Here is a 26,858-nt window from a genome sequence, read left to right as displayed (position 1 = left end):
CAAACTGTAAACTGGCTTACAGCTCCGACTCCATACGCCGGAAACCCAGCACAACGGCTTTGGACGGCTCCTTGTCGTAGCGGCTTACCAGCCAGCACGCCAGCCAGCAAACAACAAAGCCGGGCACAATTTCATAGAGATCAAACAGACCGCCTTCCAGCTGTTTCCAGCCGATAACGGTCAGGGCACCCAGCACAATGCCGGCCAGGGCACCGTTGCGGGTTAGGCGAGACCAGAACACCGACAAAATCATCACAGGGCCAAAGGCGGCACCAAAGCCGGCCCAGGCGTAACTGACCAGCTCCAGCACCGAGGCTTCCCGGTCGGTGGCAATCACCAGCGCCAGCACCGCTACCGCCAGCACCGCAAACCGGCCAACCCACACCAGTTCATTATCACTGGCCTTGGGGCGCAGCCAGCGCTTGTAAAAGTCTTCCGTCAGCGCAGAAGAGCACACCAGCAGCTGAGAGTCGATGGTACTCATAATGGCCGACATAATGGCAGCAATCAAAAAGCCGGCCACCCAGGGGTTAAACACCGCATTGGCCAGCGCCAGGAACACGGTTTCTGAGTTTTCCAGCGGGGCATCGGCAAAATACACAGCGCCAGACAACCCCACACCCAGGGCACCAATCAAAGACAGAATCATCCAGCTCATGGCAATGCGCCGCGACAGCGGCACCGAGGCGGGCGAGTCAATGGCCATAAAGCGGGCCAGAATGTGCGGCTGGCCAAAATAACCCAGGCCCCATGCCAGCAAACTCAGACCGCTCAGCAATGAAAAGTCGTGAAACAGGTTCAGTTTGTTGTTGTCCAGGGCATCAAGTGACGTCATGGTTTGCTCCATGCCGCCCAGTTCGTTCATCACCGCCCAGGGCATGACGATCAGCGCCAGCAGCATCAGAATGCCCTGAAAAAAGTCCGTCCAGGACACGGCCAGAAAACCACCCATAAAGGTGTAAGCCACAATCACGGCACCGCCGATAAGAAGGGCGCTGAGATAGGGCAGGCCAAATACTTTCTCAAACAGAATGGCACCGCCCACCAGCCCGGAGGAGGTGTAAAACACAAAAAACACCAGAATGGTCAGCGCCGAAATCACGCGAATAAGACCACTTTTGTCATCCAGGCGGTTTTCCAGAAAGTCGGGCAGGGTAAGAGAGTCGTTGGCCTGCTCGGTATACACCCGCAGCCGCTTGGCCACAAACAGCCAGTTAAGCCAGGCACCCAGCACCAGGCCAATGCCAATCCAGGCCTGATTAATACCATAAAGATAAACCGCACCGGGCAGGCCCAGCAGCAACCAGCCGCTCATGTCGGAGGCACCCACACTCAGTGCCGCCACACCGGGCCCGAGGCGGCGGCCGCCCAGAATATAATCACTGAGCGAGCTGGTTGCTTTATAAGCCACCACCCCAATCAGCATGGTCAGCACCAGATAGCTGACAAAGGTAATTAAAATAGGGAGTTCAATGGTCATAGCGCGTTCCCGTTGTTGCAAACAGCATTAATGGCTTCCGTGTTATCACGGGCTGAATGTTACACCAAAAGAGCATACAACTCTTATAATAGATGGTGCCGAACGGGAACGCGGGCGAAAGTTAGATCGCTTTCTCCAAAGATGCCTTCACCCGCTCGGCAACGCGGCTGACGTCTTCGTTGCGATCGCTTACCACCACCAGGCGGTTATAGCTCATGGGCAGCACCTCGCCGTGCAGGTTGTCTTTGCTGAACCGTTCCTGCAGCTGCAAAGCCCGCTCCATGGGCACCAGAAACACATGCACCCTGTCGTGCTCGCCCTGCACCACCAGATGTGCCGCCGGCCCACCGGCAAACATGCAATGGTTGGCATAATACACCTTGCCCATGCCGCTCAAATCCTGCAGCCGGGTGCCGTAAGGGCGCAGCTTGGCGTTCACGGTTTCAAGGGTCACTTCTTCATCAATGTAATGGGTAAAAGGCATTTCCCGCAGCACATGAGTAACCGCCACTTCACCTACCGCCGGCGGCTCGGCCACAGCCTGGGGGGAAAAGGTCACAAAACGAGTGGCAAAACCCAGCGCAAAGGCCACCGACGCCGCCACCGCCAGATACCGCCAGCGAGACTGCTCACGATCGGGCTGGCGCAGCAAATGAGACAGCATCAGTTGATCGGGCAGGGCATGGGGCACCGGCTCTTCCAAGGCAAAGCTCAGCTTGCGGTTAAACGCCTTCATGTCTTCCAGAAACTGACGATTACTCTGGCTGCTGGCAGATGCGGCTAAAAATTCGGGACTTTTATCATCAGGATCCGCATAAGCCCGGCGGCGGAATTCCAGATCATCCATTACTGCGACCTCTTGGTGTAGTGTCTTGCTCCATGGCCTCTTTCAGCTGATTTCTGGCCCGAAAGAGGCGGGTCATTACGGTGTTCTTGTTCAAATCCAGTATTCCGGCAATTTCTTCTCCACTAAAACCACCAATTACCTGCAGCAACAGCGGCTCACGATATTCAGGAGCAAGGTCGGCAATATGCCGTCGCAGCCACTCATTTTCCATTTTCTGCTCCATGCCCGGCGTTTTACGGTCGGGCACCGCCGTGGTTTCAATGTCGACCAGATCGAACTGCTTGCGTTCAAACCGGCGGGCATTTTCCCGGCGCAAAATGGTAATAAGCCACGCTTTGGCGGCTTTCTCTTCTTTCAGACTGTCGAGGGCTTTCCAGGCACGCAAAAACGTCTCCTGCACCAGGTCTTCTGCCACTTGCCGGTCGTGGCATAGCCAGAACGCATAACGGAACAGATCGCCATGCAGGGCATACACCAACGCCTCGTAACGCTTTTGTTTCATCATCATGCTCTTAGAGACCGACGGCTGCCCCTGTTGCTTTCGCTTGAATATAGAAATCATCATTTTTCACCGAATGGGCATCTGTTATTCAGTTTAACCACTGCGGCCGCACACAGCGACTCTTGTTAATTACCTGTTTGAAACCCTTTTCGCCATTGCTACTATGCAGGCAGGTCAGACCTCTTGCAAAAACAAGGAGCGTTCATGTCGTCGACGAATTCACTTACTACTCACAAGGGCGACCGCATTGCCTTTGTGTCGGGGCTGCGCACCCCCTTTGCCCGTCAGGCCAGCGTGTTTAAAGACATGGCCGCCCTCGATCTGGGCCGCATGCTGGTAGCCGAACTGCTGGCCCGGGCACCGGTAAACGCCAGTGACATAGAGCAGCTGGTATTTGGCCAGGTCATTCAGATGCCCAGCGCCCCCAACATTGCCCGGGAAATAGTGCTGGGCACAGAGCTGCCCGTGAGCACCGACGCCTATAGCGTGACCCGCGCCTGTGCCACCAGTTTTCAGGCGGTGTCTAGCCTGGCCGAGGCCATGCAGGCGGGCAGGGTAGCAGTGGGCATTGCCGGCGGGGCCGATTCGTCTTCGGTGCTGCCCATTGGCGTGTCGCGCCGGCTGGCCGCAGCCCTGCTGGAACTCAGCAAAGCCAAAACCCTGAGCAAAAAGCTGGCCATTCTGCGCCGGCTTAATATAAAAGATCTGGCCCCGGTGCCGCCGGCCATTGCCGAATATTCCACCGGCCTCACCATGGGCCAAACCGCCGAGCAAATGGCCAAAAGCCACGGCATTTCCCGCCAGGCGCAAGACGAATTCGCCCATCGCTCCCACCAGCTGGCCGCCCGTGCCTGGCAGCAGGGCTGGCTGAGCAATGAAGTGATGACGGCTTATCTGCCGCCTTTTAAAGCGCCCTTCTCGCAAGACAACACCCTGCGCGCCGATTCACAATTAAGCAATTATGAGCGGCTTAAACCCGCCTTTGACAAGAGTCATGGCACCGTCACTGCCGGCAACAGCACGGCGCTCACCGACGGGGCCGCCGCCGTGCTGATGATGACCGAAAGCCGGGCCAGGGCGCTGGGGCTGAAACCTCTGGGCTATTTGCGCAGCCATGCCTATGCCGCCATTGATGTGCGCCATAACATGCTGCTGGGGCCCAGCTACGCCACCCCCAAAGCGCTGGCACAGGCGGGCTGCAGCCTGGCCGACATGAGCCTGATAGACATGCACGAGGCCTTTGCCGCCCAGACTCTGGCCAATATTCAATGCTTTGAAAGCCGCACCTTTGCCGAAAATGAGCTGGGGCAGGGCAGTGCCATCGGCACCATCGACATGGACAAATTCAACGTGCTGGGCGGCTCTCTGGCCTATGGCCATCCCTTTGCCGCCACCGGCGCACGCATGATCACTCAAACCCTGAATGAGCTGAACCGCCGTGGCGGCGGTCTGGCCCTTGCCACTGCCTGTGCCGCCGGCGGCCTGGGCGTGGCCATGGTACTGGAGGCAGCCAATGACTGAAGCCACTTTCACTCTTAGCATTAATGACGGCATTGGCCTCATCACCATGGATGTGCCCGGTGAGCGCATGAACACACTGCGCGAAAGCTTTGCCGGCGAGTTGCGCGCCCTGCTGGCCGAGGTTCGTAACAACCCGGCCATTAAAGGGCTGGTGCTGTGCTCGGGCAAACCCGACTCCTTTGTGGCTGGTGCCGATGTGCGCATGCTGGAAAGTTGCACCAGCGCCGGGGCCGCGGCGGCGCTGTCTCGCGCCGGGCAGGAGATTTTTACCGAGCTGGAGCGGCTTAAGCTGCCGCTGATTGCCGCCATTCACGGCCCCTGCTTGGGCGGTGGCCTTGAGCTGGCGCTGGCCTGCCATGGCAGGGTATGCAGCGATGCCGACATTACTCGCCTGGGCCTGCCGGAAGTGCAGCTGGGGCTGATCCCCGGCTCCGGCGGCACTCAGCGGCTGCCCCGTGAGGTGGGCTTAATGAAAGCCCTCGATATGATGCTCACCGGCAAGCAGCTGCGCCCCAAGCAGGCACTCAAGGCCGGCCTGGTGCACGACTGCGTGCCCGAAAGCATTTTGCTGAGCACCGCCATGGCCATGGCCAGACAGGGCAAGCCCGCCAGTGCTCGCAAAACGGACCTGAAAACTAAAGCGCTGGAAGGCAACCCGCTGGGCCGTAAACTGGTGTTTGATCAGGCCCTGAGCAAGCTGCGCGGCAAAACCCAGGGCAACTATCCGGCCCCGGAAACATTGCTGGAAGTCGTGCGCACCGGCCTTGAGCAGGGCAGTGAAGCCGGTTATCAGGCCGAAGCCACCGCCTTTGGCGAGCTGGTGATGACGCCCGAATCCGCCTCATTGCGCCGGCTGTTTTTTGCCACCACCGAAATGAAAAAAGAAACCACCTATCAGGGGGCCGAGCCCGGGCCGCTGCACCGAGTGGGCGTGCTGGGCGGTGGTTTAATGGGCGGCGGCATTGCCTTTGTGACCGCCACCAGAGCGGGTATGCCGGTGCGCATTAAAGACATAAAAGCCGAAGGCATTAATCAGGCCATGGCCACCGCGCACCGCTTGCTCAATGCCAAGGTAAAGAAAAAGCACCTGCGCCGCCCCGAGATGAACCGCCAGCTGGCGCTGCTCTCCGGCACCCTGGATTACAGCGGGGTTGAGCGCGCCGACCTGGTGGTGGAGGCGGTGTTTGAAGACCTGGCGGTAAAACGAGACATGGTGCAGCAGGTGCAACAGCATGGCGCGGCCCACACCATATTTGCCAGCAACACCTCGTCCATTCCCATTCATCAGATTGCCGAAGGGGCCGCCGACCCCAGCCGTGTGGTGGGACTGCATTATTTCAGCCCGGTAGAAAAAATGCCCCTGGCCGAAATTATTCCCCATGCCGGCACCAGCCCGGAAACCGTGGCCACGGTGCTCAAGCTGGCCCGGGCTCAGGGCAAAACCCCCATAGTGGTAAAAGACAGCGCCGGCTTTTATGTTAACCGCATTCTCGCTCCCTATATTAACGAAGCCGCCCGCCTGTTGCTGGAGGGTGAGCCGATAGAAGCCATTGATCGCGCTTTGGTGAAATACGGCTTTCCGGTAGGGCCCATTACCCTGCTGGATGAAGTGGGCCTGGACGTGGCAGTAAAAATTGCGCCCGTGCTTGAGGCGGAGCTGGGCAGCCGCTTCAAGGCCCCGGCGGCCCTGAACAAACTGCTGGAAGCCAAGCGTTATGGCAAAAAGAACGGCCGCGGTTTTTACGCCTTTGACAAAAAAGGCAAACCCGCCGATCCGGACATGTATCGCCTGCTGGGCATTACTCCCAAAGCGCAATTACCCGCCCAGGACATGGCCGAACGCTGCACCCTGCAGATGCTCAACGAAGCCGCCCTGGCCTTGGCTGATGGCGTGATTGCCAGCCCCCGCGACGGCGACATCGGTGCCGTGTTCGGCATTGGCTATCCGCCCTTTACCGGCGGGCCTTTTCATCATATGCATCAGCAGGGCATCGCCAGCATAGTGGCCAAAATGGAAGAATACGCCCGCAAATACGGCGAACGCTTTGCGCCCTGTGAACCGCTGCGAGACATGGCGAAAGCAGGGAAAAGTTATTACTGAGGGGAGGCCAACCCCACCCTGACCCTCCCCTTGAAAAGGGGAGGGAGCCCACAGCTCCCCCTTATTTAAGGGAGGGAACATGCTTTTGCTCCTCCCCCTTTAAGGGGGAGGCTGGGAGGGGGTAAGCCAACCCCACCCTGACCCTCCCCTTGAAAAGGGGAGGGAACCCACAGCTACCCCTTATTTAAGTGAGGGAACATGCTTTTGCTCCTCCCCCTTTTTAAGGGGGAGGCCGGGAGGGGGTTAAAACTCGGCGTGGCGCGGAGTGCGGGGGAAGGGGATCACATCGCGCACGTTGCCCATGCCGGTCACATAGGCCACCAGGCGCTCAAAGCCCAGACCAAAGCCGGCGTGCGGCACTGTGCCATAGCGGCGCAGGTCGCGATACCAGCCGTAATCTTCCTTGTTCAGGCCCATTTCTTCCAGACGGGCGTCCAGCACTTCCAGCACTTCTTCCCGCTGGGAGCCACCAATGATCTCGCCAATGCCCGGGGCCAGCACATCCATGGCCGCCACGGTTTTGCCGTCGGCGTTCAGCTTCATATAAAACGCTTTAATGTCTTTCGGATAGTTCTTCACCACCACCGGCGCTTTAAAGTGCTCTTCCGCCAGATAGCGCTCATGCTCGGAGGACAAATCAATGCCCCATTCCACTGCAAACTCGAACTTCTTGCCGGACTTCTGCAGAATCTCTACCGCATCGGTGTAATCCACCTGAGCAAAGTCTTTTTCCACAAAGCTCTGCAGGCGGGTAATGGCGTCTTTATCTACCCGCTGGGCAAAGAAGCTCATGTCGTCCATGCGCTCTTCCAGCACGGCGCGGAACACATATTTCAGCATGTCTTCTGCCAGCTTGGCGGCATCGTCCAGATCGGCAAAGGCCAGCTCCGGCTCCACCATCCAGAACTCCGCCAGGTGGCGGCTGGTGTTGGAGTTTTCGGCGCGGAAGGTAGGGCCAAAGGTATACACCTTGCTCAGGGCACAGGCGTAGGTTTCGGCGTTCAGCTGGCCCGACACGGTGAGGAAGGCTTCTTTTCCAAAGAAGTCTTCTTCAAAGTCGATCTCACCCTTGTCGGTGCGGGGCAGGTTTTGCAGATCCAGGGTAGACACCCGGAACATTTCGCCGGCGCCTTCGCAGTCGGAGGCGGTCACAATGGGAGTGGCCACCCACATATACCCGTTTTCATGAAAGAAACGGTGCAGCGCCTGCGACAGGCAGTTACGCACCCGGGCCACGGCACCAATCAGGTTGGTGCGCGGGCGCAGATGAGCATATTCGCGCAAATATTCAATGGAGTGGCGCTTGGCGGCCATGGGGTAAGAATCGGGATCGTCTACCCAGCCCACTACCTTCACCTCGGTGGCCTGCAGTTCAAAGTCCTGGCCCTGGCCCTGAGACTCGGCCACAATGCCGGTTACTTCCACCGAGCAGCCGGTGGTAACACGCACCACTTCAGACTGATAATTCGCAACGCTATTGGGCACCACAGCCTGCACCGGATTAAAGCAGCTGCCATCGTGAACGGCCAAAAACGAAATGCCCGCCTTGGAGTCACGGCGGGTGCGAATCCACCCCTTTACGGTAAGGGTGGTGCCAACGGCATATTTGCCAGCCAGCACATCAGTTACGGATGCGTGGGTCATGTAAATCGCTCTCCAGCTTTGAACTAAACCGGCTTATTGCCGATACACTATATAAGGCGACTAATGTTACCCGTGTAGCATCAGGACTCAAGCAAAAGATGGGAGGTGGATATGGCAAAACGCTCCAAAGACCGCTTAGGTGCTCTGCTGGCCGCCCTCACTGCCGGAGGCTGGACACTTTATATACTGCTGCTGGTGCTGTTTCACTATGCCCGCCCCGAGCAGCAATATGGCTATATGCGCTACCTTGAGGTAGAAGTGCGCACCGGCTGGCTCACCTTGCCGGCGCTGTGGTTTCACCTGGGCATTTGGGGTGCCTTGGGCCTGGCGATCACCACCTTTACCCTGGTGCACCTCAAGGGCCGCCGCCAGAGCCAATATCTCAAAGCTTACCTCGCCATGCTGGCCGCCGCCGCCATCCTCACCCTGCTGGTGTTCTATTTTTATCCAAATTAAAGGGAGTGCTGCCATGCATCTTTACAGCTTTTTCAACAGTTCCACCTCTTACCGGGTGCGCATTGCCCTTGCCATCAAGGGCATTAACGTTGACTACCACGGCGTAGACCTGCGCACCGGTGCTCACCGCGAGCAACGCTTTAAGGCACAAAACCCTGCCGGCGGTGTGCCCCTGCTGATAGACGAACAGGGCAATGCTCTTGGTCAGTCGTTGGCCATTATTGATTATCTTGAAGCGCTGCATCCCGATCCGCCGCTGCTGCCCGCCGAGCCCTTGCTGCGCGCCAGAGTGCTGGAGCTGGCCAATCTCATTGCCTGCGATATGCACCCGCTTAACAACCTGCGAGTGCGTAACTACCTGGCCAATGAGCTGGCGCTGAGTGAAGTGCAACAGCAAAACTGGATTAAACACTGGACTGCCAGCGGTCTTACTGCCGCCGAAACCCTGCTGCAGCGCCACGGCATGGGTGACTATTGCTTTGGCGATGCACCAACACTGGCAGACTGCTGCCTGGTGCCCCAGGTGGCCAACGCCATTCGCACAAACTGCAGCCTTGAGTCTTATCCGCGCATTGTGGCCGTTTATCAGCACTGCCAGCAGCAGCCCGCCTTTCAGCGCGCTGCGCCCAAACAACAGCCGGATTATCGGTAACATGTTGGGACTCGTCCCAACTACTGCCACTGCAGAATAGATTCCGGCTCAGGGGCCGGAATGACCTACACGGGGCCTGAGTGACGCCTAAATAATGTCAGTACACACCGCCAGCATGGCGGACGTTAACCGGCTTAACTCCTCGGGTTTAATCACATACGGCGGCATAATATAAAACAGCCTGCCAAAGGGCCGAATCCACACGCCCAGCTCCACCAGCTGTTTTTGCACCTCGGCCACCTTGAGTGGCTCATGCAACTCAATCACACCAATGCCGCCCAGCACCCGCACATCCGCCACCGCATCCAGCTCACGCGCAGGGGCCAGCTCTTGCTGCATTTGCGTTTCTATGGCGGCAATGCGCTGCTGCCAGGGTGAGCTTAATAGCAGCTTCAGGCTGGCCAGGGCCACGGCGCAGGCCAGCGGATTGGCCATAAAAGTGGGGCCGTGCATCAGCACGCCGGCGGGGCCGTTGCAAATGGTCTCGGCCACAGCCTGAGTGGTAATGGTGGCCGCCATGGTCATATAGCCGCCGGTGAGCGCCTTGCCAATGCACATAATGTCCGGCGTTATGCCTGCCCATTCACAGGCAAACAGCTTGCCGGTGCGGCCAAAGCCGGTGGCAATTTCATCGGCAATCAGCAGCACGCCGTAGCGGTCACACAGCTTGCGGGCACCTTTCAAATAGTCGGGGTGATAAAAGCGCATGCCGCCGGCCCCTTGCACCACCGGCTCCAGAATAAAGGCGGCCAGCTCATGGTGGTGCCGCTCAAATACCGCCTCCAGCGCCTGCAGATCTGTCGGATTAAATTCGTCGTTAAAGGTGCTTTCGGGCTGAGGCACAAAAAGGTGCTCGGGCAAAAAGCCCTTATACAGACTGTGCATGCCGCCGTTGGGGTCGCACACGCTCATGGCCCCAAAGGTATCGCCATGGTAGCCACGGCTTAAGCAGGCAAAGCGGGTTTTGGGCGTGCCTTTGCCATGCCAGTATTGAATGGCCATTTTCAGCGCCACCTCTACCGACACCGAGCCCGAGTCGGCCAGAAAGAACCGGTCCAGCCCGGCAGGCAAAACAGCGCCAAGCGCCCGGCACAGCTCAATGGCGGGTTCATGGGTTAAACCGCCAAACATCACATGAGCCATTCTGCCCAGCTGAGCGGTGGCGGCGGCGTTCAACTCGGGCACATTATAGCCGTGCAGGCAGGCCCACCAGGACGACATGCCGTCCACCAGCCGGCGGCCGTCTTTCAGCTGCAAGTGTACGCCGCTGGCGCTGGCCACTTCATAACAGGGCAGGGGGCGAGTGAGGGAGGTGTAGGGGTGCCACAGATGGTGCAGGTCAAACTCTTGATTGGTCATAAATAAATCAAACGTAAATGTGTGTGATGTTTTGTGGTTGACAGGCTAACACCGGCCCTTACACTTGGCCAGCAATCGCCACATCACATTTAATAAAAAAGGCACCTCATGAGCTGGACCCGCGAGCAAGTACTTGACCTGTTTAACCGCCCGTTTTTTGATCTGTTGTTTGAAGCCCAGCAGGTGCACAGAGCCAACTTTGATCCCAACGAAGTGCAGGTAAGCACGCTGCTGTCCATTAAAACCGGAGCCTGCCCGGAAGACTGCAAATATTGCCCCCAGAGTGCCCGCTATAACACCGGCCTGGAAACCGAGCAGCTGATGGAAGTGGAAAAAGTGCTGGAGCGGGCCCGCGAGGCCAAAAGCAACGGCTCCAGCCGGTTTTGCATGGGTGCGGCCTGGCGCAACCCCAAAGAGCGGGACATGCCCTATTTGCTGAAAATGGTGCAGGAAGTCAAAGCCATGGGGCTGGAAACCTGCATGACACTGGGCATGCTGAACGCCGATCAGGCCGGCCGGCTGGCCGACGCCGGGCTCGATTATTACAACCACAACCTGGACACCAGCCCCGAGTTTTATGGCGACATTATTACCACCCGCACCTATGCCGACCGGCTCAACACCCTGGAAAACGTGCGCGACGCCGGCATGAAGGTGTGCTCCGGCGGCATTGTGGGCCTGGGTGAAAGCCCGGAAGACCGCGCCGGCCTGCTGCTGGCTCTGGCCAATTTGCCCCGCCAGCCCGAAAGTGTGCCTATTAACATGCTGGTAAAGGTAAAAGGCACGCCGCTGGAAGATCAGGAAGAGCTGGACGATTTCGACTTTATTCGCACCATTGCCGTGGCCCGCATTTTAATGCCCAAGAGCCATGTGCGTCTTTCTGCCGGCCGGGAAAAAATGAACGAGCAAATGCAGGCCATGTGCTTTATGGCCGGTGCCAACTCCATTTTCTACGGCTGCAAACTGCTCACCACTCCCAACCCCGATGAAAACAGCGATATGCAGCTGTTCAAGCGTCTTGGCATTCGCCCCAGCGGCGTGAGCCAAAAGCCTGATGAAATGACCGAAATAGAGCTGCACGAGCAAATAGCCGAGCAGAATGCACCAAAACCTTTGTTTTATGAAGCCTGATTCTCCCTCCCCTTGATAAGGGGAGGGCCGGGGTGGGGTTTGGTTAAAATGTTGGACGCGTTCCATATAAGGCACTGTCACTCCGGCGCAAGCCGGAGTCCAGAGCATGTTGCACCGTATCAGCTTGAATATACCACCGTCTGCAGAATGGATTCCGGCACGGTGGCCGGAATGACATTAGGTTGGGACTCGTCCCAACCGACTCGCTTTCAGTTGAGGTTTTTATGCCATTTGATCTGAGTCTTGCCGAACGCGAGGCCGCCGGGCTGAAGCGCTCGCTGCCGGCCATTGAGCGGGTAGACGGCCGCTGCCTGTATGCTGGCGGCAGGCAATATCTCAACTTTGCTGGCAACGATTATCTCGGTTTAAGCCGCGCGCCCGAACTGCTGGCCGCCAGCGAGCAGGCCACACGGGAATACGGCGTGGGTGCCGTGGCTTCACCGCTGGTGGTGGGGCATCAGGCCATTCACCGTGAGCTGGAACAGGCGCTGTGTGACTGGCTGGGGCTTGAGGCGGTGATGCTGTTCAGCTCGGGGTTTTCTGCCAATCAGGCGGTCATAAAAGCCCTGCTGGGCAAGGAGCATACCCTGTGGCAAGACAGGCTCAACCATGCCTCGCTGCAGGAAGCCGGCCTGCTCAGCCCGGCGCGCATGGTGCGTTTTGCCCATAACGATATGAGCGCCCTTGAGCGAAAATTAACACCCAACGCCGGGCTCATTATCTCGGAAGGGGTGTTCAGCATGGATGGCGACACCGCGCCTTGGCCCGAGCTGGTGTCGCTTGCAAGGCAGTCGGGTAACTGGCTGATGATAGACGATGCTCACGGTTTGGGTGTGCTGGGAGCAAAGGGCAAGGGCACACTCGCTGAACAGGGCCTTGAAGCCAGCGACGTGAACATTTTTATGGGCACCTTCGGCAAGGCGCTGGGCGTGAGCGGGGCCTTTGTGGGCGGCAGCCGCGCGCTGATTGACTATTTGCACAACCTGGGCCGCAGCTACATTTACAGCACCCACCTGCCGCCGCCCCAGACCGCCGCCGTGCTGGCCGCGGTACGGCTGGTGCAGCAAGCCGATGACAAACGCGACCACCTGCAGGCCCTGGTGCGGCAGTTTCGGGAAGGGGTGAGCGGGCTGCCATTTACCTTGCTGCCGTCCAGCACCGCCATTCAGCCACTGATAGTGGGGGAAGAGCACAAAACCCTTGAACTGGCCGCCGCCCTTAAACAGCAAGGCCTGTGGACCGGTGCCATACGCCCGCCCACCGTGCCCAAAGGCAGCGCCCGGCTGCGCATTACCCTCAGCGCCGCTCACACCAAAGCCGATGTGCAGCAGCTGATCAATGCATTACACGCCGCCCTGTAGAGAAAACCATGCAACACATAGACAAACAAAAAGTCGCCCGTGCCTTCAGCCGTGCCGCCCACAGTTACGACCACCACAACGAGCTGCAGCGGCGCAGCGGCGAGACCTTGCTGGCGTACTTGCCAGCTCAGGCAGAAGTAGGGCTGGATCTGGGCTGCGGCAGCGGCTGGTTTGGGCCGGCGCTGAAACAACGGGTGAACAGGCTGCTGGCGCTGGACTTGTCTGCCGCCATGCTGCAACAGGCCGGCACCCGTGCCGACATGATTCCCCTGTGCGCCGACATGGACGCCCCGCCGCTGGCCGAGCAAAGCCTCGACTTTATTTTTGCCAACCTGTGCCTGCAGTGGAGCAGCAACAGCGCTGCCTGGCTCAGCAACTGGAGCGCCCGGCTCAAACCCGGCGGCGTTATGGTGTTCTCCACCCTGCTGGATGGCAGCCTGGCTGAGCTGGCCCGCAGCTGGCATGCAATAGACTCGCACGTCCATATCAACCAATTTATGCAAGCGCAGACGTTACGGCAGCAACTGGCCGCCACCGGCCGGCGCTGGCAACTGCACACCGGCACCGAGCAGCTGTGTTATCCCGAGCTGAAAGCCCTGCTGCAAGACTTAAAAGGTATTGGTGCCAACCAGATAAACCACAACCGGCGCACCGGCCTGCTGGGCAAAAACGCCTGGCAGCGGCTTAATCTCATCTATCCTAAAAACCAACAGGGCCACTGTGTGGCCACCTACCGGCTGGCATATGGAGTTATTTATGGCTAACACCTTTTTTATTACCGGCACCGACACCGAAGTGGGCAAAACCTTTGTTACCCGCGCGCTCATGCAGGCTGGCAAAGAAGCCGGCAAACAGGTGCTGGGCTACAAGCCTGTGGCCTCGGGCTGTGAGCTGATAAACGGCGAGCTTAAAAACGAAGACGCTCTGGCGCTGCAGGCTGAGTCCAGCATTAAACTGCCTTATGCCATGCACAATCCCTACGCCTTTGCTCCCGCTATTGCCCCGCACATTGCCGCCGAGCAGGCTGCCGAGCCCATTGAGCCGGCGCGCATTACCGAAGGCCTGGCCCGCCTGAAAGAAACCACCGCCGACTGGATTTTTGTGGAAGGCGCAGGCGGCTGGCGCTTGCCGCTGGGGCAGGGCCGGTTTTTATCCGACTGGGTAAAAAAAGAGCACATTCCCGTTATTCTGGTGGTGGGTGCGCGCCTTGGCTGCATTAATCATGCGCTGCTCACCCTTGAGGCCATTCGTCACGACGGCCTGGTGGTGGCCGGTTGGGTACTCAACCGGGCAGATGCTCACATGAGTCACTATGAAGAGAACGCCGCCACCCTTAAGGCCTTGATCAAAGCGCCGTTTCTGGGAGAGCTGCCAAGGCTCACCGAAGAAGAGACCAGCACTGCTGTCAGCTATATCGATCCGGCCCCTTTGCTGAAATAATTCATCAGGGAGATCTTGAAATTCCCGTTGCCGGACATATTATGTCTTTAGTTCCCTGATGTAAGGAAAGCATTGATGAAACGCATATTGTTGTTTATTGCCACCAACCTGGCCGTGGTGCTGGTGTTGGGCGTGGTGCTGAACATCGTATTCTCCGTGTTGGGCATAGACAGCCGCAGCATGGGCGGCCTGCTGGTGTTCTGCGCCGTGTTTGGTTTTGGTGGTGCCACCATCTCGCTGTTCATCTCCAAATGGATGGCCAAGCGCAGCTATGGCGTGCAGGTGATTGAACAACCCCGTAATGAAATGGAGCACTGGCTGCTGACCACAGTGCAGCGCCAGGCTCAGCAGGCGGGCATTGGCATGCCGGAAGTGGGCATTTACGACTCGCCCGACATGAACGCCTTTGCCACCGGTGCCAGCCGCAACAACGCTCTGGTAGCGGTGTCTACCGGCCTGATGTACAGCATGAGCCGTGACGAAGCCGAAGCCGTGCTGGCCCACGAAGTAAGCCACGTGGCCAACGGCGACATGGTGACCCTCACCCTTATTCAGGGTGTGGTAAACACCTTTGTGATGTTCTTTGCCCGCATTGTGGCCAACGTGATCAGCGGCTTTCTCAGCAATGATGAAGAAGAGCAGGGCGGCGGCATGGGCGGCATTGCCTACTTTATTACCGTTATGGTGCTGGAGCTGCTGTTCGGTATTCTGGCCTCCATTATTGTGATGTGGTTCAGCCGCCAGCGCGAATACCGCGCCGACGAAGGCGGTGCCCGCCTGGCCGGCCGTGAAAAAATGATCGCCGCCCTGGAGCGCCTGCGTCACGGCCACGAATCACAACTGGAAGGCTCCCTCGCGGCCTTTGGTATTAACGGCAAGCAGCAAAGCGAGCTGTTAATGAGCCACCCGCCGCTGGAAAAACGTATTCACGCGCTGCGAACCATGCGCTGATAGTTGCAATAACCCTGTAGTTTGGTCTCTTTAACCCCGGCACGCCGGGGTTTTTTTATTCAAATATTCCCCATGAGCAAGAAAATGCTCAATTTTATCGATAACACTTTATTTCGAGCGTATATTTGCTCAAAAATCACGTCTTGATGTATATTTGAGTAATAATTTGCACATTGGTGATGTTATGCCTCCTCTTGCTCTGACCATTCAGATATTTCATGGTGACGCCTGGCACGATGCCGCCGAGCTGACCCTGGAAAAGCCGCTGCTGGGAAGAAGTGGCCCTGTACGGCTGGACTATCAATTTGATTATGCTGTTAACCATCAATATCGCGATGATGAACATGCTTGCGGGTTAACGCTGCCGGTTGAACTGATGATTCCCCATGAGGCACCAGTATGGTTTGGCTTTCTTGATGACATTATGCCTGCGGGGGCAGCCCGCCGATATTGGGTGAATCAGCTCGGGTTAAGCAATACCACGCCAGAGCGGCAAGACACAGAGCTGCTGCGCCATGGCACCATAGCGCCGGTTGGTAACTTGCGCATCAAGGAATCGTTGCCCGAGCTGCCGGCAAACAGCACCCTGAAGCAACGTCGCTTTGCCATAACGGAAGTAGTAGAGCGCAATACTGATTTTCTGGAATATGCCCAGCAAATGGGTGCTGCCAGTGGCGGTGCCACCGGTGCCGGAGGCGAGGCCCCAAAGTTGTTGCTGCGCTGCTCTGCTCAAAATGAAGTTTGGATAGATACCTTTCAGGATGATCTTTACACGACGGATGCTCATTATCTGGTGAAGTTTCCACGTAATAACAGAAGCGCCATCGACTGCGATATTTTGCGTGCCGAATATCATTATTATCAAGAGCTGCAGAGCCTTGGTATAGAGACCATCAGCACAGCCAATATGAAGCTGCTTGAAGGTGAGCGCTTTCCTTCTCTCTGGTTGCCCCGCTTTGATGTGGCCATAAAAAAGGGCAAGCTCACTCGCTATGGGCTGGAGTCGGTATATTCGGTGTTAAATAAGGCACCCGGCAGCTATCTGAAACATCAGCAGGTGTTACGTAGCGTGATTGCGTTATTGGAGCAGCAATATCGCATTACCGAACTGGGCGAGTCGTTTGATCGCCAGGAGTTTGTGAGTGAATGGGTGAAGCGGGATCTGTTGAATGTGGCTTTTGGTAATTCCGATAATCACGGCCGTAATACGGCTTTGCTTAAAACGCCTGAAGGTATTTGGCTGGCACCAGTATATGACTTTGCTCCCATGAAAGCAGATCCGGAAATGGTGCCCCGCTCCACCAGCTGGGGCAGCCCGCTGGAAGAGGGGGGTAAGTACAACTGGCAGGCTATTGCCGAGGAGCTTGCCGATCTTGCCGAACCCAGCCATCTGCTGCAGGAGCTGCAAACGCTCGCCGGCAAGCTGACGGGGCTGAAGCCAAGACTAGCCGCACGGGGTGTGCCCGACAGCATACTGAATATGCCGGTAATGGGGTTTGATTACCTGGACGACAAACTGAAAAACTGGGGACTGGTATGAATAAAAAAAGTCCCGCCGCACGAGAAGCCTTGCTGTTCTCACTGTTGGATAAATTATTCAGCGGCGACATCACCGAAGGCGAGCTGTTGCGAACCCTGCGTAAGGAACTGCTGGAAATGTCGCAAACCGATTACGCCAATATGGTAGGAGTGAGCCGGCGCACCCTGTCGGATATTGAGCGCAACGCCGGCAGCCCCACACTGGCGGTGCTGAACGCGGTATTTCGACCGCTGGGGCTGAAAGCCGGCCTGGTGCCCAGAAGCCCGGCCATGATGAGAAAAATGCTGGTAAAAAAAGACAGCTCCGAGATTGAGGAGTAGAAAAAGACACATACCCTTGTTATTTCCGTGCCGAATGCCTTTAATGGTGAAAAACAAAAAGCACGGACGCCATGATAAAACCCGAACTACACCGCCGTTACTGGTTAATTGAGCTAATCAGCTATTGGGAAGGCCGGCTGACCACCGGCCACTTACGGCAGTTTTTTGGCATCAGCCGGCAGCAGGCCAGCAAAGATATTAACCAATATCAGCAGGAGCACACCGGTAACCTGGAATATTGCCCGTCACGCAAAGGCTATTTGCCCGGCAAATATTTCAACCCTGCCCATATTTCTGCTGACGTGGCGGAATATCTCAACTGGGTGACCGGCCAGAGCGCACACACCATGCCCGCCGACCCAGGCTACCGGCTGGAACATACCATTCTGCTGCCGCCGGCCAGAAAGGTGTCTGCGCAGGTCATTCGCCAGCTGGTGCACGCCCTGCGCCACCATGAACGGCTGGACGTGGACTATGGCGCGGTAAGCAGCAGTGACCGCGATGGCCGCATAATAGTGCCGGTGCGCTTTGTGAATACCGGCAGCCGCTGGCACCTGCGCGCCTGGTGTGAAAAAGCACAAAACTACCGCGACTTTGTGCTCAGCCGCTTTCACGGCACGCCAACACCGGAAGGCAAACCGCTGGCACCACTGCCCCCCGACACCCGCTGGAACACACACATCACCCTTCACATCACCCCCGACCCCCGCTTAAGCCCCGAACAACAACAAGCCCTGATCCACGACTACGCCATGAACAACGGCCGGCTGGAAATAAACACCCGCGCCGCCCTGGCCGGCTATTTGCTGCGTGAAATGCAGATAAACACCAAAATGCTCGACATCAACCCCGCCGCCCAGCAGCTCATTCTGGCCAACCAGGATGAAGTAAAGGAGTGGTTGTTTTAAAGACCTGTAAAGTGACGCGACATGTTTTTTGTACAGGGTTGGCTTAAGAGCAAGAATGCACCAAAGTAAGCGCAGTCAACAAAAGGAAAACAGAATGAGTGCCAGTTATTTTCTGTATTGGGGCAAGGCCAGTAAGGATAAAAAAGACTCCGGAGCAGCAGACTATCACTTGTTGCCTTATCACTGCCTCGATGTAGCAGCGGTGGGCTGGTGGCTGCTGATAGTTGGTGGCTTTTTCATGTCTGGAAAAAGCCACCTAAATCAGTAATATACGTTTAGTCCGTTCCCCGCAGGCGCGGGGATAAACCGACTTGGTTAGCGCGTTGTCTTCTTTCGAGAAGCCGTTCCCCGCAGGCGCGGGGATAAACCGTGAATACGTTCATCATTCTACCCCTTCATCATCCGTTCCCCGCAGGCGCGGGGATAAACCGCACGCCCGACTTCGAGGATGCAGGTAGAGCTTCCGTTCCCCGCAGGCGCGGGGATAAACCGCGAGTAAAGCAGCTTGAAAATGCAAAAAAGAGCCGTTCCCCGCAGGCGCGGGGATAAACCGTCAGGAAGACTAAGGAAAGCTCAGTGACACGACCGTTCCCCGCAGGTGCGGGGATAAACCGGGTTTCAGCAATATGACAAAATACCGAATCAACCGTTCCCCGCAGGCGCGGGGATAAACCGCCACCAATGCCGTCATGGGGTAGTTGCTCAAACCGTTCCCCGCAGGCGCGGGGATAAACCGCAATCTAAAACGGAAGAGCAGCGGCTTGTAAACCGTTCCCCGCAGGCGCGGGGATAAACCGGGTTTGCCGTATTTGCTGCGGGCAGTGATGTGCCGTTCCCCGCAGGCGCGGGGATAAACCGCTGTTGCTGATTCTTTTAGTGTTAATCCGCCCCCGTTCCCCGCAGGCGCGGGGATAAACCGTCGGGCCTGTTGTGCTCTTTTGCCGTGATATACCGTTCCCCACAGGCGCGGGTAAGCTTTAAGTAACTACCCAGTGATAAAAAACCAAAGAGGGCCAGCCGTGGGGCACGCACTCCCCACTTGACCTCATCAACGCAGAAAGCGTTGGGCCCGTAAGCGATTACGGCGGCTGGCCCATCAATGATTATATGCTGTGAATCCGCCTCGCACATCACTACGCTACACCATTCACCATTCACCATTCACCATTCACCATTCACCATTCACCATTCCTCAGCTTTTCCCCGCCTGTTATAGTTTTTCTTTTTTGCCCGGGGTTGCTTATGAACTGCCAGTTTCCCGCTATTGTCGAGTGTGCGGATACTCATGATTTTATTCATATTGCTGAGGCGTCGGCGCTTGATGAGCATCATTGGCATGAGGGTGACAGGCTTATCGGCTGTGCCGGTGGTGTGCATGTTTTGTCGCAGAATCAGGCCGGTGGGCTGTACTGGCAGGGGGTGCCGGGGCTAGTATGTTTGCCGGAACTGAACGCCAGCCTGCGTCATTTTGCCGCCGGGCTGGGTATTTGCTGCATTCCCAAATTGACGGTGCGCTCTGCCGAGGAGGCGGTGGCGCTGGTGGTCTGGTTGGAAATGCAATAATCAACCGAGTGTTTTGATTATGCGTTTATTTTTGCGCTGTTGCTGTGTGGTGTTGTTGTTGGGAGTGTCTGCCTGTGGCTCGCAGAGCGATGCCAGTGCGCCGCCTTCAAAGCAGGGTTTGCTGCTGGGAGAGGGCAAGGCCTCTTATTATGGTGGCCGCCATCATGGCCGCAAAACCGCCAGCGGCGAGCGGTTTAATAAAAATGATCTTACCGCCGCCCATAAAACCTTGCCCTTTGGCACCCGGGTCAAGGTGACCAACCTGCGTAATAATCAGGTGGTGGTGGTGCGCATTAACGACAGAGGGCCTTATGCCCGCGGTCGGGTTATCGACTTGTCCGAGCAGGCCGCCCGTGAGGTGGGCATGATCAGGGCCGGTGTGGTGCCGGTGCGGCTGGAAATTCTGAAATAACCACTCGCTGCCGATAGGCCACGGAACTGGGCCAGTGTGCGGGCTGGGTGGGTGCCGGCTGGCCCGCTGCCAGCAGCCGGGCGGCATTTATCCAGCCGGCGTGGCCCACTGCCAGCACAGGCTCTGGGGGTAATTGGTCAAGCCAGTTTTTTGCCCGGGCAAACAGTTGTTGCAGGCTTTCTCCGCCGCGTGGGGCAAAGCCGGCAAAGTTGGCGCACCAGGCGTCAATCTCTTCTTTGCTGATGTCACTCCAGGGGCGTCCGTCCCAGTTGCCAAAGTGTATTTCTGCCAGTGCCGGTGTTACTCGCCATTGCCAGCCTTGTGTGGTCAACAGCCGGCCCACGCCGGCGGCGCGCTGCAGCGGGCTGGTGTAAATGATGTGTGGCAGCCTGTTTTTGCGGGCAAACCCCTGGATCTGATTGGCCAGCCGGCGCAGTTTGCGGGCCTGCACGGGGGCATCGGTGTGCCCCAGGCACAGCCCTTGCACCTTCACCGGTTTGGGATGACGCCAGATATACAGCGTCATAACCAGGCTGCCAGGCCGGCATAAATGGCGATTTCTGCCAGTTGCTGAGTGGCTCCCAGGCCGTCTCCGGTATAGCCGCCAAGCCGGCGCTTTAACAACCGGTGCATATAGGCTGTGGTGGCTACCGCCAGCAGGCCCGCCAGCAAGAGTTGCACATGACTTAACTGAGGGCCAAGCCACCATAGCGGCGGCAGCAGCCAGAGGCTGGCCAGCCCCCATTGAAAGGGCGTGAGCTGCTGGGCCATGGGTTTGGCTTTGGCGTGCTCCACATCGCCGCCATAAGGCAACAGTGTAATCAAACTGATACAGGCCAGGCGTGAACCGCCATGGGCCAGCACCAGTGCCGTCATGGCCAGTGCCGGATTAAGGCTGGCCAGCAGGGCAATTTTAAGCAGCAGCGCCAGCACCAGCCCAAGGGTACCAAAGGTACCCAGGCGAGAGTCTTTCATGATAGTGAGCGCTCGCTCTTTAGTGAGTCCGCCGCCCAGGCCGTCGCAGGTGTCGGCCAGGCCGTCTTCATGAAAGGCACCGGTGATATAAATGCTGAACGCCGTGGCCATCACGGCGGCGGGCAGAGGCCCGAATACCAGTTGCGCCGGCCAGTAAATAAGGGCACTGAGCGCGCCCACCAGCAGCCCCACAGCGGGAAAGTGCCGGCTGCTCTGGTGCAGCCAGTCGGGGTTAAAGTGCGTGAGTGCGGGCAGGGGCAGCCGGGTTAAAAACTGGGTGGCCACCAGCAACAGCGTCAGTTCATGCCTCATACGCCGGCACCACTGACGCCGGCATCATCAAAACTGGCCATGTCGTTGAAATAAGCACAGGCCGATTGCAGCAGCGGATAGGCCAGGGCGGCACCGCTGCCTTCGCCCAGGCGCATGTTCAGCTGTAGCAGCGGCTCTGCTTTTAGTAACCGCAGCAGCTGGCGGTGGCCGGGCTCGGCAGAGCCATGGCCGAATACCGCATAGTCGCGGGTGCCCGGTGCCAGTTGCTCTGCCACCAGCAGCGCCACACCGGCAATAAAACCGTCCATCAGCAAAATGCGTCGTTCGCTGGCGGCCTGGATCAGCGCACCTGTCATCATGGCAATTTCCAGCCCGCCCAGTGCCGCCAGCGCCTGCAGGGGCGTATTGGCATCACTGTGGTGTTCCAGCACGGCCTGCAATACGCGGGTTTTATGGTTAAGACCCTGATCGTCAAGTCCGGTGCCGCGGCCGGTGCAGTCCGCTACCGGCAAGTTGCCCAGTCGTGCCAGCAACAGGCTGGCAGCCGAGGTGTTGCCTATGCCCATTTCACCCACCAGCAGCAGGTTGCCGGGCAGGTCACGCACCAGCGCCATACCGGTGTGCAGGGCTTTACAGCATTCTGCCATGGTCATGGCGGGCTGATGCCGGCTGTTTTGGGTGCCTTTGTGAATTTTGCGGTCAATCAGTTGCGGGTGAGGGGCAAAGTCAGCATTCACGCCGGCGTCCACTACCTGCAGTGTCAGTTGGTGCTGCCTGGCAAACACATTAATGGCCGCGCCGCCCTGCAAAAAGTTATGCACCATTTGCGGAGTGACTTTCGCCGGAAAGGCCGAGATACCTTCGGCGGTCAGGCCGTGATCGGCGGCAAACACCAGCACCTGCGGCTGAATAATGGCGGGCGAGGTGGTTTGCTGAATCAGCCCCAGCTGTATGGCCAGGCTTTCCAGTAAGCCCAAAGATCCCGGCGGCTTGGTTTTGCTGTTAGTCTTGTGCTGAAGCTGCTGCTGTAACACCGGATTGGCAACGGGAGCAATGGCGGGCAAAGTAATCGGGTCTGAATGTGACATGGCGATGAGTACTTAACAATCAAGGACTCACATGCTATCAGATTGTAGAGTGAAAGCTGACTTTTTAGCGTGAGGCATTATGGACTCAGTTTCTCAAATGGCACTGGGTGCCGCTGTGGGTGTGGCGGCAATGGGGCGTCGCTCGGGCGTGGGCAAGGCAGCGCTGGCGGGGGCTTTTTTCGGTACCCTGCCCGATCTGGATGTGATCATTGATTATGGTGATCCCATCAGCAATATGACCAAGCACAGAGGCGCCAGCCATGCCTTGTTATACCTGACTCTGTGCGCCCCCTTGTTTGGCTGGCTGCTGGGCCGGCGTGGGGGCTGGCTGCCCTGGACTCTGGCCATCTGGCTGATATTCATGACCCATGTGCTGATTGATTTTATGACCGTATATGGCACTCAGCTGGGGCAGCCGTTTACCGATTATCCTTTCGGGGCCGGCAGTGTGTTTATTATTGATCCTCTGTATACCCTGCCGCTGCTGGTGGGGTTGTGGTTTGCCCTGCGCCGCCGCCGTTTGCGGGCCAATCAGCTTGGTTTGCTGCTCAGCACTGTGTATCTGGGCTGGAGTCTGGTGGCTCAGGGCATGGCAGAGCACAGGGCCGGGGCGCTGCTGGCGGAACAAGACATTCGCGCCGAGCGTCTGCTGGTCACGCCTGCTCCGCTGAATACGGTGCTGTGGCGGGTGCTGGCCATGACAGAAAACGGGTATTGGGAGGGGCATGTGTCTTTGCTGGATGACGAGCCCACGCCTTTTGTGTTTCAGCCCACCGATGCCGCCTTGCTGGGCGAGTGGCAGCATCAGCCTTATGTGGCGCGCATGATCTGGTTTACCAAGGGGTTTTTCCGCCTGAGTGAGCGGCACAATGAGCTGGTGATCACCGATCTGCGTATGGGGCAGGAGCCGGGATATGTGTTTAATTTTACGGTGGCCGAGCAAGATAGCAGCGGCCGCTGGCAGACCCTGAGTCAGCCTCGCCAGTTCAGTGAGGGCCACAGCCGCACACAGTTTGCCTGGTTGTGGCGGCGCACCCTGGGGCAGCCCATTATGCCGTCGTTTAGCGCGGTAAGCCGGTAGTCAGCCGTCGTTGCGTGGTGTGCTTTCGCTGGCGGCAAACTGCTGGTGGCACAGGGTCTGGGCACCGGGCTGCAGATAGGGACGTAATATCGGCTCCATGCCTTTCAGCACCTGCACCGGCAGGGCCGAGGTAAAGCGGAAATTATCGGCCTGCTCGCCGGGCACATAGGCGGTGAGGGTACCAAAGTGGCGCTCGCCCAGATAAAACACAAAGGTGGCGGTGCGGTTGCGGGCCTGAGATTTTATCACCTGACCATAGCGGGTAACGGTTTCTATGCGGTTATCGCCGGTGCCGGTTTTGCCGCCCAGCACCAGCGGTGTGCCGTCATTCAGGCTGAAGCTGCCCTGCAGCCGGCGTGCCGTGCCGCCTTCCACCACCTGAGAAAGTGCTCCGCGCAGCGCCCGGGCCACTGCCACCGGCATGACTCGTGTGGCGCGCTGCATATCCGGGCCCAGATGCACTTCATAGGGAGTGTTACTGGCAAAGTGCAGTGAGTTAATGCGTACTACCGGCAGGCGCACCCCGTCGTTGAGAATAATGCCAATCAGCTCTGCCAGGGCGGCGGGCCGGTCGCCGGAGCTGCCAATGGCGGTGGCCAGCGAAGGCACCAGCTGATCAAACGGAAAGCCCATCTGCTGCCAGCGCTCGTGAATATCAGTAAATACTTCAATTTCCAGCATGGTACGCATGCGGCTGTCACGGGCGCTGCGGTGGCGGGTTTTAAACAGCCAGCCATACACTTCCTGGCGTTGTTCGGCACTGGCATTGACCACATCGGTAAAGGTGGCGTCCGGGTGCTGGCGCAAATAGCTCAGCAGCCACAGCTCCAGCGGATGTTTGCGGGCAATATATCCCTGATCAGGCAGGCTCCAGGCACCGGGACCGTGCTGATCATAGAGTTTTTCAATATGGCTGCTGGTGAGCTTGTGATCATAAGGCAGGCGCTCTCGCATAAAGGTGCTGAATTGCGCCAGGCTGGCTTCCGGCAACAAATAGCGGTGTGCCGCGGCCATGCGGCTGCGCAGAGGGCGTACACTGTCAAAAAATGCCGCCAGTTGTTGTTCGGTGGGTTTGCCCTGATATTTATTCCAGAACCGGCGCAAAAATACCGTGCCTTCCTTGTCGGCAAACTGGCGTAAATAGATAAGCCGTTGCGGATCTTTGTCGTCGGTCAGCAGTTGCGCCCGCTGTGGATCCTGATACAGGGAGTGACGTATCAGCTCGCGCATTAACCGAATAAAGGGCAGGTTAATGGACTCCCGCAGGGCTTCGGTCAGTGTGGGGCGGCGGTAATTATCTTCTTTGCGGAAGTTGGCAAAGGTATGCAGGCCGCCACCGGTAAAAAAGCGCTCGTGGGGGCTGGCAGAAAAGCGCCGCTCAAGCGCGTCGGCCAGCATATGTTCAAGGTTGCGCTCAGGATGGCGCATTAAATAGTCAATGGCCCAGTGGCTGAGCCGGTCGTTTTTATGCGGTGCCAGCTCTTTCAGGGCCGGCAGGGTTTTGTTGCCGTGCAGCCGGTGCATGTCTGCCACCATTTGCAGATAGGTGGTCAGCACCCTGAGCTTGGCGGTGGAGCCCAGCTCCAGTTTGCTGCTGTCGTTAATATCAAAGGGCTGGCCGGTGTTGTCGGTTTGCACGCGCACATTAAAGCTGTGCTCGGTGCGTTCAAACAGGGTAAAGCTGTAACGCACGTCACCGGTTTTTTCCGGAGACAGCAGCCGTTTGCCATAAAGGCCAATTTCCCGGGCTGTGTCCGGGTTGGCCAGCGAGGTTAAATAGTGACTGACCTTTTGCTGCAGCTCGGCATTGAGGGTGGTTTGCGCGCTCAGATCAAGCCGGTCCAGCTGGTAATAGCCAAGCCCCAGCAATCCGGCCAGCCGCCCCCGGGAGGCATACAGCAGTTTATTGCCTTCCACTCTGTGTTGCACCGGCTCTGTGGTGAAATTACGAAACTGCAGCCGTTGCTCAAGGGCGGCATCGCGCAGCGCCGGTGCAATCAGCCCGGCGTCTGCCTGCAGTCGTAAATAACTGTCGGTCGTGGCTTCCAGCTCGTTACGGCCGGCAAACAAATAATAAGACGGCCGGCGGTGCGCTACCATCAGAGCCACTACCCGACGCAGGGCAAGCCCGCGCTCTGCCAGAGTAAAGCCGGCACCGGTGGCCGGGTTCAGCAGCCTGTTAACCTGCTCAGGACTGGTATTGAACCAGATCCACAGGCCGTCACCCAAACCATGCACTTCACCATGGCCCGGTGCCGCGGCCAGTGGCACTGAGTTCAGATAAGCCAGTGCCACTTGTTTGCGGGCGGCCAGGGTTTCCGGCCCCATCTGATAGGCGCGCACACTGGCCGAGACCATCTGGCGCAGTTTTTCCTGAGCCGAGTGAGTCAGCCCGCCCGGTGAATGCCGGTATTTTTCAATTTGGGTAGCCAGGGTACTGCCGCCGGATGAATCGTCCTGCAGCTCCATGGCTCTGCCTACCTGCGACAGGGCCGCTTTCATAAAGCGCGGCCAGTCAACCGCCGGGTTAGCCAGCGGCTGGCTGTTGTCGAGCAGGGCACGGTTTTCAATAAACAGCAGGGTATTAATAATCTGTGGCGCTATCTCATCAAAGTTCGCGAACTGATAGGCAGGATAGGCGTGCTCATAAATCGGCTCTGCCCGGCAGTCACCCAGGGTCAGTCCGGCATGGGTTTTTTCGGTATAGGGCACATAAAAGCCACGCTTGCTGTAGTTGAGCAGAGCGTTGGAAAAACGGGTTTGCTGTTCTACTACAAAATGTTGCTGCTGCAGGCGGTTAATCAGCCCAGGCAGCTGAGTGTATCCCAGGCGCTCATTAAAGGGGCCGGCATCAGGAAAGGTAACGGCGGAGCTTGGTCCCGGTGCCAGCTGCCAGGTGAGGGTGGCGGCATAGCGGGACAGCTCGCGGCTTTGCAGCCGTGACGTGTGCAGTTCGTAAGCAACCGCCGCCGCCAGCGCTGCCAGCAGCATGAATATCAATAACCTGATCAGCCAGCGCCAGCGGCGTTGGGTAGCGGAGCTGCCCGCGGACGGCTGATCCTTCGGCTGGTCCTGAGCGGGTTTGGTGTGCGGTATCACATCCATAATCTGCCTCTGCGCCCCCTTTCAGGGGTTCTTATTTATACAGTTTAGCTGCACTACCAAGGTTTGTTCATTACTACCACACAATGCGGGGTTTTCAAATGGTTTCAATCGGTTAGCATAGGGGCTTTGAGGCAGCGGAAAGGGACTG

Annotated in this window: 25 protein-coding genes and 1 CRISPR repeat array; of the genes, 16 read left to right on the top strand and 9 right to left on the bottom strand. The window is 57.9% G+C overall.

The features are described 5' to 3' along the window. Positions 1 to 16 precede the first annotated feature (16 nt). The 3 genes from putP to N2M06_RS09310 all read right to left on the bottom strand — a co-directional run bounded on the left by putP (position 17) and on the right by N2M06_RS09310 (position 2,835). Positions 17 to 1,480 (bottom strand): sodium/proline symporter PutP, encoded by a 1,464-nt coding sequence (gene putP, locus N2M06_RS09320; protein ID WP_346350623.1) that lies wholly within the window; start codon positions 1,478 to 1,480, stop codon positions 17 to 19. 121 nt (positions 1,481 to 1,601) lie between these two features. Further along, positions 1,602 to 2,327 (bottom strand): DUF3379 domain-containing protein, encoded by a 726-nt coding sequence (locus tag N2M06_RS09315; protein WP_346350622.1) that lies wholly within the window; start codon positions 2,325 to 2,327, stop codon positions 1,602 to 1,604. Beyond that, complete coding sequence (locus tag N2M06_RS09310) at positions 2,320 to 2,835, bottom strand: sigma-70 family RNA polymerase sigma factor (protein ID WP_317075024.1); 516 nt, start codon at positions 2,833 to 2,835, stop codon at positions 2,320 to 2,322. Before N2M06_RS09310 ends, N2M06_RS09315 begins: the two co-directional genes overlap by 8 nt. Before the next feature lie 198 nt (positions 2,836 to 3,033). Between N2M06_RS09310 and fadI the strand changes: the two genes are divergently transcribed. Further along, a complete protein-coding gene (fadI, locus tag N2M06_RS09305; protein ID WP_346350621.1) occupies positions 3,034 to 4,350 on the top strand; it encodes an acetyl-CoA C-acyltransferase FadI in 1,317 nt (438 codons plus the stop codon). Continuing rightward, on the top strand, positions 4,343 to 6,451 hold the full coding sequence (gene fadJ / locus N2M06_RS09300; RefSeq protein ID WP_346350620.1) for a fatty acid oxidation complex subunit alpha FadJ: 2,109 nt from the start codon (positions 4,343 to 4,345) through the stop codon (positions 6,449 to 6,451). The genes fadI and fadJ overlap by 8 nt, the downstream gene beginning before the upstream one ends. A gap of 243 nt (positions 6,452 to 6,694) precedes the next feature. Here the strand turns inward: fadJ and asnS are convergent, their stop codons facing one another. Then, positions 6,695 to 8,095, bottom strand: a complete 1,401-nt coding sequence (asnS, locus tag N2M06_RS09295; protein WP_346350619.1) for an asparagine--tRNA ligase — start codon at positions 8,093 to 8,095, stop codon at positions 6,695 to 6,697. A 111-nt stretch (positions 8,096 to 8,206) separates the two neighbouring features. Here asnS and N2M06_RS09290 point away from each other — a divergent pair, with 111 nt between their 5' ends. Further along, positions 8,207 to 8,551 carry a hypothetical protein gene (locus N2M06_RS09290; protein ID WP_317075020.1) on the top strand — a complete coding sequence of 115 codons (345 nt, stop codon included), beginning with the start codon at positions 8,207 to 8,209 and terminating at the stop codon, positions 8,549 to 8,551. A 13-nt stretch (positions 8,552 to 8,564) separates the two neighbouring features. Further along, complete coding sequence (gene maiA, locus N2M06_RS09285) at positions 8,565 to 9,203, top strand: maleylacetoacetate isomerase (RefSeq protein ID WP_346350618.1); 639 nt, start codon at positions 8,565 to 8,567, stop codon at positions 9,201 to 9,203. Between the two features lie 87 nt (positions 9,204 to 9,290). Here maiA and bioA read toward each other — a convergent pair whose 3' ends face one another. Beyond that, a complete protein-coding gene (gene bioA / locus N2M06_RS09280; RefSeq protein ID WP_346350617.1) occupies positions 9,291 to 10,562 on the bottom strand; it encodes an adenosylmethionine--8-amino-7-oxononanoate transaminase in 1,272 nt (423 codons plus the stop codon). 108 nt (positions 10,563 to 10,670) lie between these two features. Between bioA and bioB the strand changes: the two genes are divergently transcribed. The 11 genes from bioB (at position 10,671) to N2M06_RS09225 (ending at position 20,188) form a co-directional block, all read left to right on the top strand. Next, the gene (gene bioB, locus N2M06_RS09275) at positions 10,671 to 11,693 is read left to right on the top strand and encodes a biotin synthase BioB (RefSeq protein WP_346350616.1); all 1,023 of its coding nucleotides are present in this window, start codon (positions 10,671 to 10,673) and stop codon (positions 11,691 to 11,693) included. Between the two features lie 224 nt (positions 11,694 to 11,917). Next, positions 11,918 to 13,054 (top strand): 8-amino-7-oxononanoate synthase, encoded by a 1,137-nt coding sequence (gene bioF, locus N2M06_RS09270; protein WP_346350615.1) that lies wholly within the window; start codon positions 11,918 to 11,920, stop codon positions 13,052 to 13,054. An 8-nt stretch (positions 13,055 to 13,062) separates the two neighbouring features. Continuing rightward, a complete protein-coding gene (bioC, locus tag N2M06_RS09265) occupies positions 13,063 to 13,818 on the top strand; it encodes a malonyl-ACP O-methyltransferase BioC (RefSeq protein ID WP_346350614.1) in 756 nt (251 codons plus the stop codon). After that, positions 13,811 to 14,494 carry a dethiobiotin synthase gene (gene bioD / locus N2M06_RS09260; protein ID WP_346350613.1) on the top strand — a complete coding sequence of 228 codons (684 nt, stop codon included), beginning with the start codon at positions 13,811 to 13,813 and terminating at the stop codon, positions 14,492 to 14,494. Before bioC ends, bioD begins: the two co-directional genes overlap by 8 nt. A gap of 75 nt (positions 14,495 to 14,569) precedes the next feature. Next, positions 14,570 to 15,445: a protease HtpX gene (gene htpX, locus N2M06_RS09255; RefSeq protein ID WP_019935454.1), complete on the top strand. Its 876-nt coding sequence runs from the start codon at positions 14,570 to 14,572 to the stop codon at positions 15,443 to 15,445. A gap of 184 nt (positions 15,446 to 15,629) precedes the next feature. Beyond that, a complete protein-coding gene (locus tag N2M06_RS09250; RefSeq protein ID WP_346350612.1) occupies positions 15,630 to 16,985 on the top strand; it encodes a HipA domain-containing protein in 1,356 nt (451 codons plus the stop codon). Next, the gene (locus tag N2M06_RS09245; RefSeq protein WP_346350611.1) at positions 16,982 to 17,305 is read left to right on the top strand and encodes a helix-turn-helix transcriptional regulator; all 324 of its coding nucleotides are present in this window, start codon (positions 16,982 to 16,984) and stop codon (positions 17,303 to 17,305) included. The genes N2M06_RS09250 and N2M06_RS09245 overlap by 4 nt, the downstream gene beginning before the upstream one ends. 71 nt (positions 17,306 to 17,376) lie before the next feature. Next, positions 17,377 to 18,213: a WYL domain-containing protein gene (locus N2M06_RS09240; protein ID WP_346350610.1), complete on the top strand. Its 837-nt coding sequence runs from the start codon at positions 17,377 to 17,379 to the stop codon at positions 18,211 to 18,213. 94 nt (positions 18,214 to 18,307) lie between these two features. Next, positions 18,308 to 18,481 (top strand): HD domain-containing protein, encoded by a 174-nt coding sequence (locus tag N2M06_RS09235; protein WP_346350609.1) that lies wholly within the window; start codon positions 18,308 to 18,310, stop codon positions 18,479 to 18,481. Between the two features lie 12 nt (positions 18,482 to 18,493). Continuing rightward, positions 18,494 to 19,193: direct repeats of the CRISPR family, unit length 29 nt; unit sequence CCGTTCCCCGCAGGCGCGGGGATAAACCG. A gap of 262 nt (positions 19,194 to 19,455) precedes the next feature. Next, positions 19,456 to 19,776 (top strand): DUF4144 family protein, encoded by a 321-nt coding sequence (locus N2M06_RS09230; RefSeq protein ID WP_346350608.1) that lies wholly within the window; start codon positions 19,456 to 19,458, stop codon positions 19,774 to 19,776. 19 nt (positions 19,777 to 19,795) lie between these two features. After that, complete coding sequence (locus N2M06_RS09225; RefSeq protein WP_346350607.1) at positions 19,796 to 20,188, top strand: septal ring lytic transglycosylase RlpA family protein; 393 nt, start codon at positions 19,796 to 19,798, stop codon at positions 20,186 to 20,188. Here the strand turns inward: N2M06_RS09225 and N2M06_RS09220 are convergent. The 3 genes from N2M06_RS09220 to cobT are packed head-to-tail and all read right to left on the bottom strand — an operon-like array spanning position 20,145 to position 22,524. Further along, positions 20,145 to 20,714 carry a histidine phosphatase family protein gene (locus tag N2M06_RS09220; protein WP_317075002.1) on the bottom strand — a complete coding sequence of 190 codons (570 nt, stop codon included), beginning with the start codon at positions 20,712 to 20,714 and terminating at the stop codon, positions 20,145 to 20,147. The genes N2M06_RS09225 and N2M06_RS09220 overlap by 44 nt on opposite strands. After that, complete coding sequence (gene cobS / locus N2M06_RS09215; RefSeq protein WP_346350606.1) at positions 20,711 to 21,475, bottom strand: adenosylcobinamide-GDP ribazoletransferase; 765 nt, start codon at positions 21,473 to 21,475, stop codon at positions 20,711 to 20,713. Before cobS ends, N2M06_RS09220 begins: the two co-directional genes overlap by 4 nt. After that, complete coding sequence (gene cobT / locus N2M06_RS09210) at positions 21,472 to 22,524, bottom strand: nicotinate-nucleotide--dimethylbenzimidazole phosphoribosyltransferase (RefSeq protein ID WP_346350605.1); 1,053 nt, start codon at positions 22,522 to 22,524, stop codon at positions 21,472 to 21,474. Before cobT ends, cobS begins: the two co-directional genes overlap by 4 nt. A 79-nt stretch (positions 22,525 to 22,603) precedes the next feature. Between cobT and N2M06_RS09205 the strand changes: the two genes are divergently transcribed. Beyond that, on the top strand, positions 22,604 to 23,605 hold the full coding sequence (locus N2M06_RS09205) for a metal-dependent hydrolase (RefSeq protein ID WP_346350604.1): 1,002 nt from the start codon (positions 22,604 to 22,606) through the stop codon (positions 23,603 to 23,605). Here the strand turns inward: N2M06_RS09205 and N2M06_RS09200 are convergent, their stop codons facing one another. Continuing rightward, positions 23,606 to 26,596: a transglycosylase domain-containing protein gene (locus tag N2M06_RS09200; RefSeq protein WP_346352170.1), complete on the bottom strand. Its 2,991-nt coding sequence runs from the start codon at positions 26,594 to 26,596 to the stop codon at positions 23,606 to 23,608. Positions 26,597 to 26,858: the final 262 nt, after the last annotated feature.

It is taken from the genome of Oceanimonas sp. AH20CE76 (genome assembly GCF_039654065.1).
In the GTDB taxonomy this organism is placed as follows: domain Bacteria; phylum Pseudomonadota; class Gammaproteobacteria; order Enterobacterales; family Aeromonadaceae; genus Oceanimonas; species Oceanimonas smirnovii.
Note: the sequence above shows the minus strand (reverse complement) of the source record. Positions and strands in the feature narration are given on the sequence as shown.